The following is a 15,157-nucleotide window of genomic DNA, read 5'->3' as shown; positions in this document are numbered from 1 at the left end:
ATTTTCAAAATGAAACAATTTTGATAATCATCCTATCTTATGTTACTTTCTACCACCTAAAATATAAAAACTCTTATTTTAGTTTGTGAACATAATTTTTCACCAAATCGCTGGCTAAATTTTATGAGCAACTTTAGTTTTCTGGCATCCCAATTCCCCGAAATAGCCCGTGAGGCCATGGAGGCTGAATCGCTCGCTCAAATTTCCCCAAAATCCTGTGCAGTCTTTTCTCGCAGTGCCTTGGAAAAGGCTGTTTTTTGGATGTATGAAAACGACAACAGGCTGCGTTTCCCTTATGACAGAAACCTTGCCTCATTACTTTTCCAGCATGATTTCAAGTCCATAGTTGACTATCGGCTTTTTCAGGAAATCAAATTAGTGAAAGACATCGGCAACAACGGTGCCCATGGCAAAAGTATTAGCCAGGTAGAGGCCATGGCCTCTCTGAAAAATCTGTTTAGATTTCTGGCATTTCTCGGTTTTTACTACGGAAACCCTCAGCTAAAATCCCAGCCATTTAACGAAAGCCTGATTCCTGATGGCGAAGAGCTAAAACGAAGCAAAGCTCAAATGCAGGAGTTGGTAGCAAGGCTGGAGGCCCAAAACGAACAACTTAGAAAAGAAAGAGCCGAAAGAGAAATAGAGCAGGAATCTGCAAAAGAACTCAAAGAACAATTCATAAAAATTCAAAAGGAAACTACCGAACGTCGAGAATTACGAGAACAAACCTACGTGTTGGAGGAAGTTGTTCCCGTTTTATTGCCTGAGGCAACCACTCGTAAGCTGTATATAGATGTTTTATTAAAAGATGCGGGGTGGGAAAATCTTCGTAAAGGCTTTGAGCTGGAATATGAAGTAAAAGGCATGCCGATCAGCACCAATCCATCAGGCAAAGGATATGCCGACTATGTAATTTGGGGTAAAAACGGCAAGCCATTGGCAGTAATAGAGGCCAAACACACCATGGTGGATGAAAAGAAGGGAAGATACCAAGCGGAATTATATGCAGATTGTCTCGAAAAAATGCATGGTCAACGTCCAATTATATTTTATTCTAACGGTTTCGAAACCAATATCTGGGATGATTCCTTTGGCATAAATCGTCCAGTACAGGGTTTTTATACACAAGATGAACTCCAACGCAGCGTTGACCGTCGCCGTGACCGAAAAGACCCGAGGCTTTTTCAGCCCAATACTAAAATTGCAGGTAGAGCCTATCAACTTGAAGCCATCAAAAGAGTGGCTGAAAACATAGCAATTACTGGAAAAGACGGAAAACTTAGGGAAGCAAGGAGGCATAGCCTACTGGTAATGGCCACAGGAAGCGGCAAAACCCGAACATCGGCTGCATTGGTAGATATGCTCACTAAATGTAATTGGGCAAAGCGGATACTTTTTCTGGCAGATAGAAATGCACTGGTGACGCAAGCAAAAAATGCGTTTAAGGAATACTTGCCTGACCTTACCACCATAGACCTTACCCAAGAAAATGACGACGGCGAAGCCAGAATCGTGTTTTCTACCTATCCCACCATCATGAACCGCATAGACGCAATCAAAAGTGGCGATGGGAGGTTTTACGGGGTAGGAAATTTTGACTTGATAATAATAGACGAAGCCCACCGCTCCGTCTATCAAAGCTACAGAGCCATATTTGAATATTTTGATTCCATGCTTATCGGACTTACGGCTACACCTAAAACCGATATCGAAAAAAACACGTATGACCTTTTCCATATCGAGGACAACAACCCCACTTTTGCTTATGAGCTAACAAGGGCAGTGGAAGAAGGCTTTTTGGTACCCATGAAGTCACTTAGTGTGCCACTCAAGTTTCAAAGAGAGGGAATCAAATACCATGAACTAAGTGAAGCCGAAAAGCTAGAATACGAAGAAAAATTTGGAGACCCAACTAAGGAAGAAGCCCCAGACGAAATAGGCAGCTCCGCACTAAATAAATGGCTGTTTAACACTGGTACCGTCGATAAAGTATTGGCTCACCTGATGGAAGTGGGAATTAAGGTTTCGGGTGGCGACAAATTAGGCAAGACCATCATATTTGCCAAAAATCACCAACATGCACTTTTTATAGAAGACAGGTTTAACAAAAACTATCCCGAATACGGTGGCAAGTTTTTGAGAGTTATTGACAATTATGAAAGCAAAGCACAAGCTTTACTGGAAAAGTTTGTAGATGAGATAAAAGAAGTAGATCCACAAATAGCAGTATCGGTTGATATGATGGATACTGGCGTGGATGCCCCAAGAGTGGTCAATCTGGTGTTTTTTAAGCCAGTAAAAAGCCCTACTAAGTTTTGGCAAATGATAGGCCGTGGTACCAGACTTTGTCCCGATTTGTTTGGGCCAGGAGACCATAAAAAAGAATTCCTGATACTGGACTATTGTCAAAACTTTGAGTTTTTTGATGAAAATCCTGATGGCTTAATCCAAAGTATTGCAAAACCTCTTCAACAACAAATATTCGAAGCCAAGCTTGACATTGCCATGCTCGTTGGCAACCTTCATGAAATCTCACCAGATGACGCAGAAACACGAGAAAACTATCTAAATCAGCTAAACCAAACTGTTTCAAATTTGGAACGTAAGCGTTTTGTGGTCAGAAAAGAACTCAGATTCGTCGAAAGATTTAGCAAATCAGAAGTTTGGCAAAATTTAAACTCGACATACATCAATGATATTAAAAGTCATTTGTCACACTTGGAATCTGGTGCTTCTGGCGATGAGGAACTTGCTAGACGATTCGATATTTTGGTATTAAACCTTCAAATCGCAAGATTGAGGAACAGCCAATCTGCTCGGAACATGATTATCAATATCATTGGCACGGCTCAGGTTTTGCAGAGGAAAACCACCATACCTGAAATAGTAGAAAACCTTCCTCTATTAAAAGATATTCAGAAGGATGTTTTTTGGGAGAATGCTAATACCAAAAGCATAGAAAATGTTAGACTTTCATTACGTGGCTTGATAAGGTTTTTGGATAAGCAAAATCAAACACCTGTTTATACCCATTTTGAAGACGACCTCAATTTGGATGGCATAGTGGTGAAAGAACCAATGAGTACTTACGGTAATTTACAATCCTACAAAGACCGTGTGGAAAGCTATATCCGCAAAAACCGTCACCATTTCAGTATTGATAAACTCAATAAAAACATCCCTATTACCGAAGCAGATCTGAAAGCTCTGGAAGACATTCTTTTTACAAATGAAGCCGCACAAAACAAACAACAGTTTGAAAAAGAGTATGGTGACCAACCTTTAGGAGTTTTCATACGTAGCATTGTTGGTTTAGATATTAAAGCCGCACAAGATGCTTTTGCCGACTTTATCAATGTAGGCACACTCTCTGCCGATCAAATCACTTTTATCAAAAATATCATCACATATCTAAGTAAAAACGGCACAATAGACAAGCTAATGTTATTTGAGTCCCCATTTACCAACGACCACTTTGAAGGTCTTACTGGTGTCTTTAAAAAGGAAACTGAGGTTATTCAGCTGGTGAGGATAATTGATACCATTAATGCGAATGCAGGGGTGGGGTGAGGAAATAAGAATTGACTACATTAACTATTTAATTTTATCAAAATGAAACATCTCCTTGATTCTAAAATAATAATGTTATTAACTGATCAGGATACTGAATCTCTTCCTGTTGAAGAAAAAGCTTTAGTTGATCAATATTTTCTTGATTATCAGGAGTATAAAAACTTTAGAAATAAATTGCTTAATAATGAAATCTCTGATAAAAATACAATAAAAGACGGATTAAGAACAATTGCTAAAGATCAAACTGATATTTTTAATAATAATCGAACCGCCTATAAAATCTTGATGGAAATTTTGTTTGGAAAAACAATTTTTGAATTCTGTAAAATGTATTTTGGTGACATATATACATACTTGTCTGAGGAAATAAATATTAAAATTGATTCTTTTTTAATTAAAAGAGCACAACTTAAAAAAGTATCAAAAGGTAATGAAAAAAATCACTCAGATTTATTGTTGGCAGAATTTAAAGAATATGAGAAAATAGGTGGTGATAGTTTTCTTAAAGTGGCAAATACTCCTTTTATAGAAATTATGTCAGATATTCCAAAATATTCTATAATTCTAAATAGTGCATTAAATGATTTAGAGATAAAAACAAATGATATTTCAAATAAACCTTATATTAATAGTAATTTGATTGAACTTAATGAAGATTCAACAATCGAGGAATTGCTTTTTGCAATAAATTTACCAATTGATAACAAGGAAGTTGAGAGGCAAAAGTCATTCATTGAAAAATATGGATATAGAATTTTAAAAACAGTCGAATTTAAAAAATATCTAGATATTATTTCGAATTATAATTCGGTGGACGACGAATATTCAGGTTCAGAATTCAAAATTGAACGTCAAATCTATGCATTAAAAATTATTTTGAAAGAATTAGGAGCAACTTCAAAAACTATAGACCAAACAAAAATTGCAAGATTTTGTCAATTTCTTACTAAGAGATGTCTTGGAGTCCCAAAAATTCATCATTCTGAATTATATAAAAATATATTAAATGAAAATGTAAACAATGCAGATAAAGAATTTGTAAAAAATCAATTAAAAAGCATCGGTCTTGAGGAGCTATTTTACAAATATCAATAAAAATTGAAAATTACGGGGTAGAGTTACTTTACCCGTAAGGCTTTTCTCCCCGTAATATTGCACCATTGTTAAACCAAATCCGCCTAACAATGGAAAAAATAATTTTAACCACCCAGCCGGAGCTCAAGGCCATAATTGAGCAGATACTTTCCGATTTATTAACTTCAAAAACGGAAAGCAGCCATCAGTCAGATGCCATTCTAACATTAGATCAGGCATCGGATTATCTACAAGTACCTAAAGGTACTATCTATCAACTCACCCATAGGCGTGAGATTAGTTTTAACAAAGTCGGACGATCATTAAGATTCAGAAAAATGGATCTTGATTCCTGGCTGAGTTTAAACAAGAAAGCATCCAAAAAAGAAATTGCTGAAAAACTAAATCTAATTTCACAATGAGTAAAAATAGAACCAGCATTCAGGAGGTCGAGGATTTCCTGAATGCAAATTATGAGATCCGACTCAATGAAGTCAACTTTCAATTAGAGGTTCGTGAATTTGGCTCAAATGAACCCTTCCATGATTTGAATGAAAATGACATTTTTAGGGACCTCCACAAAAACTATAAAGGTATTTCAATGTCGTTTCTAATGGCAATTCTAAAGTCAAGTTATGTTAATAAATATAACCCACTTTTTGAATATTTTGAAAGTATTAAAGAACTCTATAATCCGCAAGAATCGATTGATTATATAGATAAACTTTCCAATTATGTGAATGCAGAAAATCAAAGCCGATTTAGGACTCAATTTAAAAAAATGCTTGTAAGATGTATCGCATGTAGCCTCGATGACAATGTTTTTAATAAACAAGCTTTTGTATTAGTTCAGAAAAAACAGAACAGTGGCAAAACAACCTTTTGTAGATGGCTTTGTCCTCCAAAACTCAATTCATACTATACTGAAAACATTACTATGGATAAAGACGGCCTGATTGCTCTTACTGAGAATTACATTATCAACCTTGACGAACTTTCCTCTTTGAGCAAAATCGAATTGAACACCCTAAAGAGTGCTTTTTCCAGAGATCATGTAAAGGTTCGACCTCCATACGGTACAAAGTCAATTAGAATGCCCCGAAGAGCCAACTTTATCGGTTCCATTAACCAATTTAATTTTTTAAACGACGAAACAGGCTCTGTACGGTGGCTTTGCTTCAAGATTGAACAGATAGACTGGAATTATAAAAATGAGGTCAACATTGACCATGTTTGGTCCCAGGCATACAATCTTTATCTAAATGGTTTCGAATATCAACTTACATCTGAAGAGATTAAAGAAAATGAAATTGAAAATGAGAAGTTTCAATACATCTCTCCTGAGCAGGATATGCTTGTATCGGCATTAAGGCCGGCCTCAAAAGAAGATCACGACAGATTTATGAGTGCAACAGACATTATTGCTTATTTGTGTGAACATTTCCATTCTAAAGTAATCCCTAAACCGGTACAGCTCGGTAAGGTTCTTACCAAATTGGGATACGAACAAACGCAGCTTAATAGCAAACATGGGTATTATGTAAATCTTGTATATCAATCGGAACAAGAATAAAAAAAATCTAAATCCAACCTGCTTACTTGATTAAGCAAGTAAGCAGGTAAAACAAAAAATATCATGAAGATAAAAGCAACAAACAGAACAGCCATGGCTTCCTTATATGAGGTTTCCTTAGTTACATTTAATAAGTGGCTAATGGAAATTGAGGACTTAAAGCTTGATCCCAAAAAAAGGATTTTGTCGCCCAAACAGGTTCAGATAATTGTCGAAAATTTAGGAGATCCATCTGGAAATTAAAAATTAACCCGAATTATCTCCAATTAACTTCCATTTACCTGCATTATCAAGAAAGTGATTTTTTAGAATGTATAATATTTGGATATTATTAATTAAAATATTTATATATGCAAAATCAAATTCGCACAGGAAGGATGTTAGACGTAAATGCTCTGGCAACTTCAAAAACCAAAGTTACGCTAGGTTTCAAATGTGAACCAGTGTTAAAAATGGATCTCGCCCTCGAAGCAGAAAGGTTCGGAATGAGCCTTTCTGAGTATGTAGAAGTACTAGTTGCCCGAAGACATGAAAATGGTCCTGAATCAGAGTTAAAATCAGTAATAGAGCAACTTAAAAGACGGTTAACCCTTTACGAGAACGACCTTCTATACAAATTTTTCAATAAATATAAAGGCCAAACCTTTCATTTTAAGGATCAGATGGGAAAAGAATCTGACTTATTAATTGACCAACCTCATCACATATATTATTATCTTTTAAATGCCGTAAAATTTAATTAAAAATGTTAGAATTTAATTTTGAACCTTTTGCAGAGTTTCATGATGCTTCAAAGTCAGTTGAGTATCAGAATTCACCAGCCGCCTATTCAGCTACACGTCCTTCTTTTGAGCCAATGAACAGAAACGTTCATTTAAGTCCAAATTATAACTATTCCGGTTACTACCCATTGAACAGTTTGGGTTCGCCTCTGCAAAGCCATTACGATAGACCTGAGCCTAAAGAGAAATCTTATTGGTGGTTGTGGTTGTTTCCGATTGCTGGGGTCTTGATTTTTATTTATTACTATAAGAAAGAGGAGATTGATGCATATCTCAAAAGGACATTCAAACCATTTTTTCCAACTGAAATCAAAGAAGAACTCGTTTTGGAATAAAAAAAATCAAATTGAGCCTGGAAAACCATTCGATACGAATGGTTTTTTTATTTTTTTATTTTTTGAAGTAGAGGGAGGAATTATTAAACTATTGGTATTCAGTTGTTAAAAAAACAAAATGTTTAAACTATGTTTAAACCAAAAATTTTTGAAAATTTGTTTTTAAAGAAAAAAGCCTCACAATCTATTGATTATGAGGCTTTTGATTTCGTGGGAGTTGAGGGATTCGAACCCCCGACCCTCTGCTTGTAAGGCAGATGCTCTGAACCAACTGAGCTAAACTCCCTTTTCCCTTTTGCTTTGGGACTGCAAAGATGCATGACTGATTTTTTATTTCCAAAACTTTCCCAAAAAAAATCACATTTTTTTTTATTCGACAGAAACATTGAAATTTTTTGACAAAAAAATACAACAAAAGGCGTACAAAATGGTGGTATTTGGCTTTTTTAAAGCATAATTTTGGAAAAATAATATTATAGATAATGGCATTAGAGCAAACCTGGAGATGGTATGGACCCAATGACCCCGTTAGTTTGGCCGATGTAAGACAAGCAGGAGCTACCGGCGTGGTTTCGGCACTTCATCACATCAAAAACGGAGAGATTTGGACTGTGGAGGAGATAAATAAAAGAAAAACTATAATCGAGGCTGCAGGATTAAGTTGGTCTGTGGTGGAAAGTATTCCTGTACACGAAGACATCAAAAAGAAAACCGGTGATTACAAAAAATATATCGAGAACTACAAACTTTCGATTCAAAATCTGGCTAAATGTGGTATCGACACGGTTTGCTACAATTTTATGCCCGTGCTTGACTGGACACGCACCGATCTTGATTACCCTTTGCCCGATGGCTCTACAGCACTAAGATTTGATAAAGCTGAATTTTGTGCTTTCGAAGTTTATATTTTGAAAAGAAAAGGTGCAGAAAATGATTATTCTGAAGATATTTTGAGTCAGGCTGAACGCTGGTTTAAGTATGCTGATGAATCTCAAAAGGAGAAATTAACGAGAAATATTATAGCAGGTTTACCGGGTAGCGAAGAAAGCTTTACCATTGAGCAGTTCAGAGAAGTTTTAGATCAATACAAAAATATCGATGATCAAAAGCTAAGAAATCATTTGTATGAGTTTATTTCGGCTATTGGTCCAACCGCAGAGCAAGCAGGGGTTTTGCTGGCGATACATCCTGATGACCCACCGTACACGATTTTGGGTCTTCCAAGGGTTGTAAGTACCGAAAATGATGCCAAAGCACTGCTGGACGCTTATCCCAGTAAATACAATGGCTTGTGTTTTTGTACAGGAAGCTATGGAGTAAGGGCTGACAACAACCTCATCGGTATGGTTGAAAGATTGGGTGACAGAATCAATTTTATTCACCTAAGAGCTACCAAAAGAGATGCAGTGGGCAACTTCCATGAAGCCGATCACCTGGATGGTGATGTAGATATGTTTGGAGTAATGCATGCTCTGGTTTTGGAACAACAAAAAAGAATAAAAACCAGCCGGGAGGACTACCGATTGCCTTTCAGACCTGACCACGGCCACAAAATGTTGGATGATCTCAATCCTGCCAAAAAGACAAACCCAGGTTATACTGCCATTGGAAGACTAAGGGGATTGGCGGAATTACGTGGGCTTGAATTGGGAATCAGGAAAAATCTTGGATTTTGATTTTCAGGCATTTTTCATTTTTTTACTGCTTTCAGATTGATATTATTGTATCAAAAAGGTTAAATTCATATTTGTAAACTTTGAAAAGCACTGAATATTTCGAAACTATTTTTTCCTAAAAAAACATTAAATAATCTGTAAAATGCCCAAAATCGTAACATTTGGTGAAGTCTTACTCAGGCTTTCTACCCCAGGATTTCAAAAAATTGAACAGGCAGAAACTTTTGAAGTGACTTTTGCAGGTACAGAAATGAATGTAGGTGCATCACTGGCACGTTTTGGTTTTGAAGTTTACCATGTCGGAGTTTTTCCGGATAATGCTCTTGGAAAAAAAGCTAAAGCATTTATAAGGAAATTGGGCATTTCTGATAAATATATTTTTTTGAAAGGGGAAAGAACAGGCCTGTATTTTCTCGAAAAAGGTGCAGTGAGCCGTGCCAGCCAGATAGTATATGATCGTATCAACTCTGCTTTTGTAAATTTCGAACCCGCAGGTTATAATTGGGAAGAAATTTTGGAAGGGGCTGATTGGTTTCACTGGTGCGGAATTACCCCCGCATCTGGAGAAAGGCCCGCTACAGCTTTGCTGGAGGCATTAAAAGTTGCCAAAAAGCTGGGTGTAAGAGTTTCTTCGGATATTTATTACAGGTCAAATATGTGGAATTATGGCAAAACCCCTCAACAAATTCTTCCTGAACTTGCTTCATATTCTGAGATAATTTTGGCGAGCCGAAAAAACATGGAAGAGTTATTTGGGGTCACGGTGGAAGAAGACAAAGGAAAGTTTCAGATAGCAGCACAGAAATTGATGGAGCTTTATCCCAACATAAAAAAAATAATAGATACCGAAAGAACCCAAATCAGTGCTTCTCATAACCGCCTTTCGGCCCGCATGTGGAACGGAACAGAATATCTTAAAACTCAAACACTTGACGTGACCCATATTGTTGATAGGGTAGGTACCGGCGATGCCTTTTTGGGAGGCTTTGTTTATGGCCAAATGGTATTAAACGATGACCTGAAATCTATCGAATTTGGAAATGCAGCGAGTGCCCTAAAACATACTATTTCAGGCGACCAAAATCTTGTAGAGATATTTGAAATCGAGAATCTGGTGAGCGGTGACGTAAGTGGCAAAATAAGAAGATAATTATTTCTTTTTTTTGCGACTTTTCTGAATATTTTCAAATTCCGAAATCTCTTTCATTACATCTTTAAATGTACGGTTTTCGGCATCAGAAAACATGAGGGTTTCGTTATAATCCAAATTGGAGAAATCCTGCTGTGCTATAGAGTATCCCAGTAATTCTTCGATTTTAAGTAATGTTTCGGCCTCTTCAGAACTACAAAATGAAACCGCTTTCCCTTTTAATGTACCTCGGCCTGTTCGACCAATTCGGTGTACATAATTCTCGGTTTCTTCAGGCAAATCATAGTTTATTACCAGATCTACATTCGGGATATCTACACCTCTGGCACTAATGTCGGTGGCAATCAGTACTAGATTTTTCGCTGAGCTAAACCTGTTCATAGTGGTTTTTCTTTCCTGGTGGGTTTTTCCGCTGTGAATAGTTTCTGATTTTATTCCGGCTCTTTCCATGGCCGCCTGCACTCTGTCGGCACGCACTTTGGTTCTCACAAAAACCACCATTTTCTGTTCAGGATTTTCCTTTATCATTCTTTCCAGAAAGAACCTTTTGTCGTCCATTTCTATCATCACCACCGAATGCACAATGTTTTTTGAAACTGGATCATCTGGCGAAATCTGAATCCTGATGGGGTTTTTTACGATAGAATAAGCCAGTTTTTTAATCTTGTCATCAATCGTTGCAGAAAAAAACAAAGTCTGGCGGTTTTTAGGCAAAAATCTGATCACATCTTCAATATCATCATAAAAACCCATGTCGAGCATGCGGTCGGCTTCGTCGAGTACCAGCATATTAGTCAACCTGAAGTCTATGTATCCCTGAGCCCTCAGATCAAACATCCTACCCGGAGTGGCGACCAGAATATCAACTCCCCGCTCAAGAAATTTTATCTGTGGTTCTTGTTCAGTAGAGCCAAAAAGTGCTAAAATACGAAGAGGAGTATATTTTGCTATTTTCTGAAATACCTCGGCTATCTGTTGTGCGAGCTCATGTGTAGGCACCAATACCAATGCTCCTACCGACTTTCCTGATGGACCTTTTGGGCGGTTTAGCATCAACATTTCTATCACCGGAATGGCAAAGGCGGCAGTTTTTCCTGTGCCTGTTTGGGCTATAGCCAGCACATCTTCGCCATTGAGAATATTTTTTATAGCCTTAAACTGAATGTCAGTAGGCTTTTTAAAGCCCATTTCAGTCAGACTTCTTTTTATATGAGGCGAAATACGGTAATCATCAAATTTCATTTTTTGTCGCCGAAAGTGATGATAGTATCTTTTTTCTTACTTTTCTTAAACCAGTCTTTGGGGGCCTTATCAATCCTTTCTCCTTCTTTGTTTTTTTGTGCTTCGCTCACTATAATAGCTCTTCCCAGCTGGTCTGAGCCGTCAAGTGCCTTGATAGCTTTCATTGCTTCTTTGGCGATGGGCATTTCCACAAATCCAAAGCCCTTGTTTTGGCGTGTTCTTTTGTCAATAACAATAGTGGCAGAGCTCACTTTACCATAGACCTCAAATATCCCAATCAGGTCTTTTTCAGTGTATTTGAAAGGAAGACTTCCTACAAAAATATCCATATCTTAAACGTTTGTCAGTTTTCTAAAAATTTGCTCCAACGAGCCTTGTTCTTTGGTCAGTTTTTCCAGTTTATCATCGGCAACGATAGACCCTTTGTTGATAATGATAACCCTGTCGCAGATGGCTTCGACTTCCTGCATGATGTGAGTACTCAAAATAATGGTCTTATTTTTTCCAACCTCCTTTATCAGATTTCTTATTTCGACCAATTGATTAGGGTCCAGGCCTGTGGTAGGCTCATCCAGAATCAGTACTTCGGGGTCGTGAATCAAAGCCTGAGCTAGTCCTACACGCTGGCGATATCCTTTGGATAGTTGTTCTATTTTTTTATTTTTTTCAGGAGAAAGCCCCACTTTTTCAATTATTTCTTCGATTCTGTCTTTTAAATCTCCTTTTTTCAAGCCATACAAAGAACCCACAAACTGAAGGTATTCTTTGATATACATTTCAGGGTACAATGGATTATGCTCGGGCAAATACCCGATTTTCTTTTTCGTGTTGACGTTATCAATCCTGATTTCATCTTCGTCGAGATGAGCCGAACCACTATTTGCCTGAATATATCCGGTTAGGATTTTCATTGTGGTTGATTTCCCGGCTCCATTTGGCCCAAGAAAACCCACTATTTCACCTTTATTGACTGTAAAACTCACATTATTAACGGCTATTTGGCTACCGTAAATTTTTGTGAGCTGATTTACCGAAACTGACATGCTTTAATTTGTTTTCTAAAAAACTGCACGAAGTTAGTCAATATTTTTCAGAGCATGGTTTTTTGGGTACTTCTGGCTAGTTTTTTATGCTTTTGAGGGTAGGTTTTTCAAAGTTAAAAAGTGTTAAAGCTGTCAATTGCCTCGGTATTATTGATATTTTTGTTTTGAATTAAAAGAATTAGCATACGAAATCATTTTTTTGGGTTGAAAAAAATTAATATTTTAATCGGTTTTATGTTGCTGGGGCTATTGGGTCTGATTGCCTTCCAATGGTACTGGATTCAAAATGCCTATGAGATAAAAAATGCTGAGTTTGATCGTAAAGTCAATGAAGTGCTCAAAGAAACTGTCCTAAAGCTGGAAAAGCAGGAAATAATGTACCTGACCAAAAAGCGGATAGAGTTGGAAGATAAGAAGAGACTTTTGGAAATCGCAAAAGGAAAAAAATCAAAAAACAGGGTTCCGCAGAAGATTACTGTGGCAGAAAAACCAGCAATCAAATCTGATTCTATGGTATTTGCTTACCATGACGGCAATGCCCTCAGGCTGGATCCCAAGCAGGTAATTACCATTGATATTCATTCCAATAATTTCCCCAAAAACGATTATGTAAGTACAAAATACCTTATAGAACCCGATCTTCAGAAAGAGTTTTTTGGAGGTTTTCTGGAAGAAGAATTCGCTGATTTTGAAAACCTTAATCAGAAAATTCTCAGAATGTCAAAACTGAATGAAAAGTTTGAAGTTTTGTTCAGAGACCTTGAAAATGAAAGCAGATATCCTGGTCAAAAAACGGAACATTTGGTTTCCGACAATTTTAATTCTTATGAAATCAAGTCAGAACCGGAAGAAAAAACCAGGGTAAAAATAAACTGGTCTCAAAACAATGAACAAAAAACCGAACTTTTAAAAGATGTATTTAAAGAGTTTACGATAGGTAAGCGGTCTGTAAGTGAGCGTTTGGGTCATGTGATGCTCGATACCCTTTTGAAAAAATCATTTGCTGAAAATGGCATTAGCTTACCTTTTTATTACAAAGTCAATGACAACAGCAAGGTGGTTTTTGCCAATTTCAATAAGTTTAATCCTAATCCTGAAATCAAAAATTATCAGGTAAAATTATTCCCCAACGACGCCCTCCAGCACCAGCAATTCATCGAAGTAGGATTTCCAAATCGGGATAATTATATCATTCGTAACCTGTGGAGTATTTTCGGGAGCTCATTTTTGTTGATAGGGCTGATTGGTACTGTGTTTTATTATTCAGTAAATACAATGCTCAATCAGAAAAAACTGGCCAATATCAAAAATGATTTTATCAATAACATGACACACGAGCTTAAAACACCGGTTTCGACCATCAGCCTGGCCCTGGAGTTTATCAAAGATAAAACAGTAAGTACCAATTCAGAAAAAACTGAAAAATATCTCAACATCATTGAGCAGGAAAACCGAAGGCTGGGCTCACAGATTGAAACTGTATTGCAAATCGCCAAACTCGAAAAAGGTGATATAAATTTACGAAATGAGTTGCTTGAAATCAATGAAATCCTTGATCAGGTAGTGAAAAATCATGCTGTACAAATTGAGAAATTTGATGCCACTCTCGACCTTGACCTGCATGCTGAAGAAACCAATGTATTGGCCGACAAGGTACACTTAACCAATATATTCTATAATTTGCTCGATAACGCCATCAAGTATTCTTCAGAAAAACCCCGGATAACCATCTCCACTTCAAATACTGAAAATCAATTGTCTGTAAAAATTGTAGATAAGGGAATGGGCATTCCAAAAGAGCACCTCAACAAGATCTTTGATAAGTTTTATAGAGTACCCAAAGGCAACCTGCATGATGTAAAAGGTTTTGGTTTGGGATTAAGTTATGTAAAAAATATGGTGGAACTACACCACGGCACCATAGAAGTCAGCAGCAAACCGGGTGAAGGAAGCGAATTTACGGTATTATTACCCCTACAAAAATCATGATAAAAATACTTTTGACCGAAGACGACCCTAATCTGGGCAGCTTATTGCAGGAATACTTACAAGCCAAAGAATTTGAGGTGGATCTGGCACGAGATGGCAACCAGGGTCTGGATATGTTTATTCAGAATGAGTATGATTTCTGTATTCTGGATGTGATGATGCCCAAAAAAGACGGTTTTTCGCTGGCAAAAGAAATCAGAATCAAGAATCCGGGAATTCCGATATTATTTCTTACAGCGAAATCAATGCCCGAAGACACCCTTAAAGGCTTTGAAGTAGGGGCCGACGACTACATGACCAAGCCATTTAGCATGGAAGAGCTATTGGTCAGAATTAAGGCCATATTGAAAAGAGTAAAAAAAGAAGAGAAAAACCCTGAAGCCGACCAATTTGCACTTGGAAACATTCTTTTTGACTCGCATAAGCATACGCTCACACATGAAGGCAATCTCACCAAACTTACCTCCAAAGAGTCAGATCTTTTGAAGCTTTTCTGCCAAAATCTCAATAAACCGGTGAGCCGCTCTTATGCTCTGAAACTCATCTGGGGTGATGATTCTTATTTTAATGCCCGCAGCATGGATGTGTATATAACCAAGCTCAGAAAATACCTTAAGCCTAATCCCGAATTGCAGATCATGAATTTACACGGCGAAGGGTTTAAGTTGGTGTGTTGAAAGTTTTTAGTTAGAATTAAATTCAAGTGATAAGTTGAGTTAT

The 15,157-nt window shown here is 37.2% G+C and carries 14 protein-coding genes and 1 tRNA gene; 11 read left to right on the top strand and 4 right to left on the bottom strand.

Annotated elements, in window-relative coordinates:
* The first annotated feature begins 123 nt into the window (after positions 1-123).
* The 7 genes from IPP61_05035 (at position 124) to IPP61_05005 (ending at position 7,337) form a co-directional block, all read left to right on the top strand.
* On the top strand, positions 124-3,570 hold the full coding sequence (locus IPP61_05035) for a DEAD/DEAH box helicase family protein (GenBank protein MBL0324533.1): 3,447 nt from the start codon (positions 124-126) through the stop codon (positions 3,568-3,570).
* Between the two features lie 42 nt (positions 3,571-3,612).
* Positions 3,613-4,668 carry a hypothetical protein gene (locus IPP61_05030; GenBank protein MBL0324532.1) on the top strand — a complete coding sequence of 352 codons (1,056 nt, stop codon included), beginning with the start codon at positions 3,613-3,615 and terminating at the stop codon, positions 4,666-4,668.
* 89 nt (positions 4,669-4,757) lie between these two features.
* Positions 4,758-5,069, top strand: coding sequence for a helix-turn-helix domain-containing protein (locus IPP61_05025; GenBank protein MBL0324531.1), 312 nt, complete (start codon positions 4,758-4,760; stop codon positions 5,067-5,069).
* The gene (locus tag IPP61_05020; protein MBL0324530.1) at positions 5,066-6,220 is read left to right on the top strand and encodes a virulence protein E; all 1,155 of its coding nucleotides are present in this window, start codon (positions 5,066-5,068) and stop codon (positions 6,218-6,220) included. The genes IPP61_05025 and IPP61_05020 overlap by 4 nt, the downstream gene beginning before the upstream one ends.
* Positions 6,221-6,283: 63 nt before the next feature.
* Positions 6,284-6,463 carry a hypothetical protein gene (locus IPP61_05015; GenBank protein ID MBL0324529.1) on the top strand — a complete coding sequence of 60 codons (180 nt, stop codon included), beginning with the start codon at positions 6,284-6,286 and terminating at the stop codon, positions 6,461-6,463.
* Positions 6,464-6,570: 107 nt separating this feature from the next.
* Positions 6,571-6,963: a hypothetical protein gene (locus IPP61_05010; protein ID MBL0324528.1), complete on the top strand. Its 393-nt coding sequence runs from the start codon at positions 6,571-6,573 to the stop codon at positions 6,961-6,963.
* Between the two features lie 2 nt (positions 6,964-6,965).
* Positions 6,966-7,337, top strand: a complete 372-nt coding sequence (locus IPP61_05005; protein ID MBL0324527.1) for a hypothetical protein — start codon at positions 6,966-6,968, stop codon at positions 7,335-7,337.
* A 211-nt stretch (positions 7,338-7,548) separates the two neighbouring features.
* Here the strand turns inward: IPP61_05005 and IPP61_05000 are convergent.
* Positions 7,549-7,623 (bottom strand) — tRNA-Val (locus IPP61_05000).
* A gap of 196 nt (positions 7,624-7,819) precedes the next feature.
* Here IPP61_05000 and uxuA point away from each other — a divergent pair.
* Both uxuA and IPP61_04990 read left to right on the top strand, forming a co-directional pair.
* Positions 7,820-9,013, top strand: coding sequence for a mannonate dehydratase (gene uxuA / locus IPP61_04995; GenBank protein ID MBL0324526.1), 1,194 nt, complete (start codon positions 7,820-7,822; stop codon positions 9,011-9,013).
* Between the two features lie 142 nt (positions 9,014-9,155).
* Positions 9,156-10,163 (top strand): sugar kinase, encoded by a 1,008-nt coding sequence (locus IPP61_04990; GenBank protein ID MBL0324525.1) that lies wholly within the window; start codon positions 9,156-9,158, stop codon positions 10,161-10,163.
* Here IPP61_04990 and IPP61_04985 read toward each other — a convergent pair whose 3' ends face one another.
* The 3 genes from IPP61_04985 to IPP61_04975 are packed head-to-tail and all read right to left on the bottom strand — an operon-like array spanning position 10,164 to position 12,448.
* The gene (locus IPP61_04985; GenBank protein ID MBL0324524.1) at positions 10,164-11,405 is read right to left on the bottom strand and encodes a DEAD/DEAH box helicase; all 1,242 of its coding nucleotides are present in this window, start codon (positions 11,403-11,405) and stop codon (positions 10,164-10,166) included. It lies immediately after the preceding gene.
* Entirely contained in the window at positions 11,402-11,734 is a 333-nt protein-coding gene (locus IPP61_04980) for an RNA-binding protein (protein MBL0324523.1), read from the bottom strand. Before IPP61_04980 ends, IPP61_04985 begins: the two co-directional genes overlap by 4 nt.
* Positions 11,735-11,737: 3 nt before the next feature.
* Entirely contained in the window at positions 11,738-12,448 is a 711-nt protein-coding gene (locus IPP61_04975) for an ATP-binding cassette domain-containing protein (protein MBL0324522.1), read from the bottom strand.
* A 204-nt stretch (positions 12,449-12,652) separates the two neighbouring features.
* Here IPP61_04975 and IPP61_04970 point away from each other — a divergent pair, with 204 nt between their 5' ends.
* Both IPP61_04970 and IPP61_04965 read left to right on the top strand, forming a co-directional pair.
* A complete protein-coding gene (locus IPP61_04970) occupies positions 12,653-14,437 on the top strand; it encodes a HAMP domain-containing histidine kinase (GenBank protein ID MBL0324521.1) in 1,785 nt (594 codons plus the stop codon).
* Entirely contained in the window at positions 14,434-15,114 is a 681-nt protein-coding gene (locus tag IPP61_04965) for a response regulator transcription factor (GenBank protein MBL0324520.1), read from the top strand. Before IPP61_04970 ends, IPP61_04965 begins: the two co-directional genes overlap by 4 nt.
* Positions 15,115-15,157: the final 43 nt, after the last annotated feature.

Source organism: Cytophagaceae bacterium, from assembly GCA_016722655.1.
Taxonomy (GTDB): Bacteria; Bacteroidota; Bacteroidia; order Cytophagales; family Spirosomataceae; genus Leadbetterella.
Note: the sequence above shows the minus strand (reverse complement) of the source record. Positions and strands in the feature narration are given on the sequence as shown.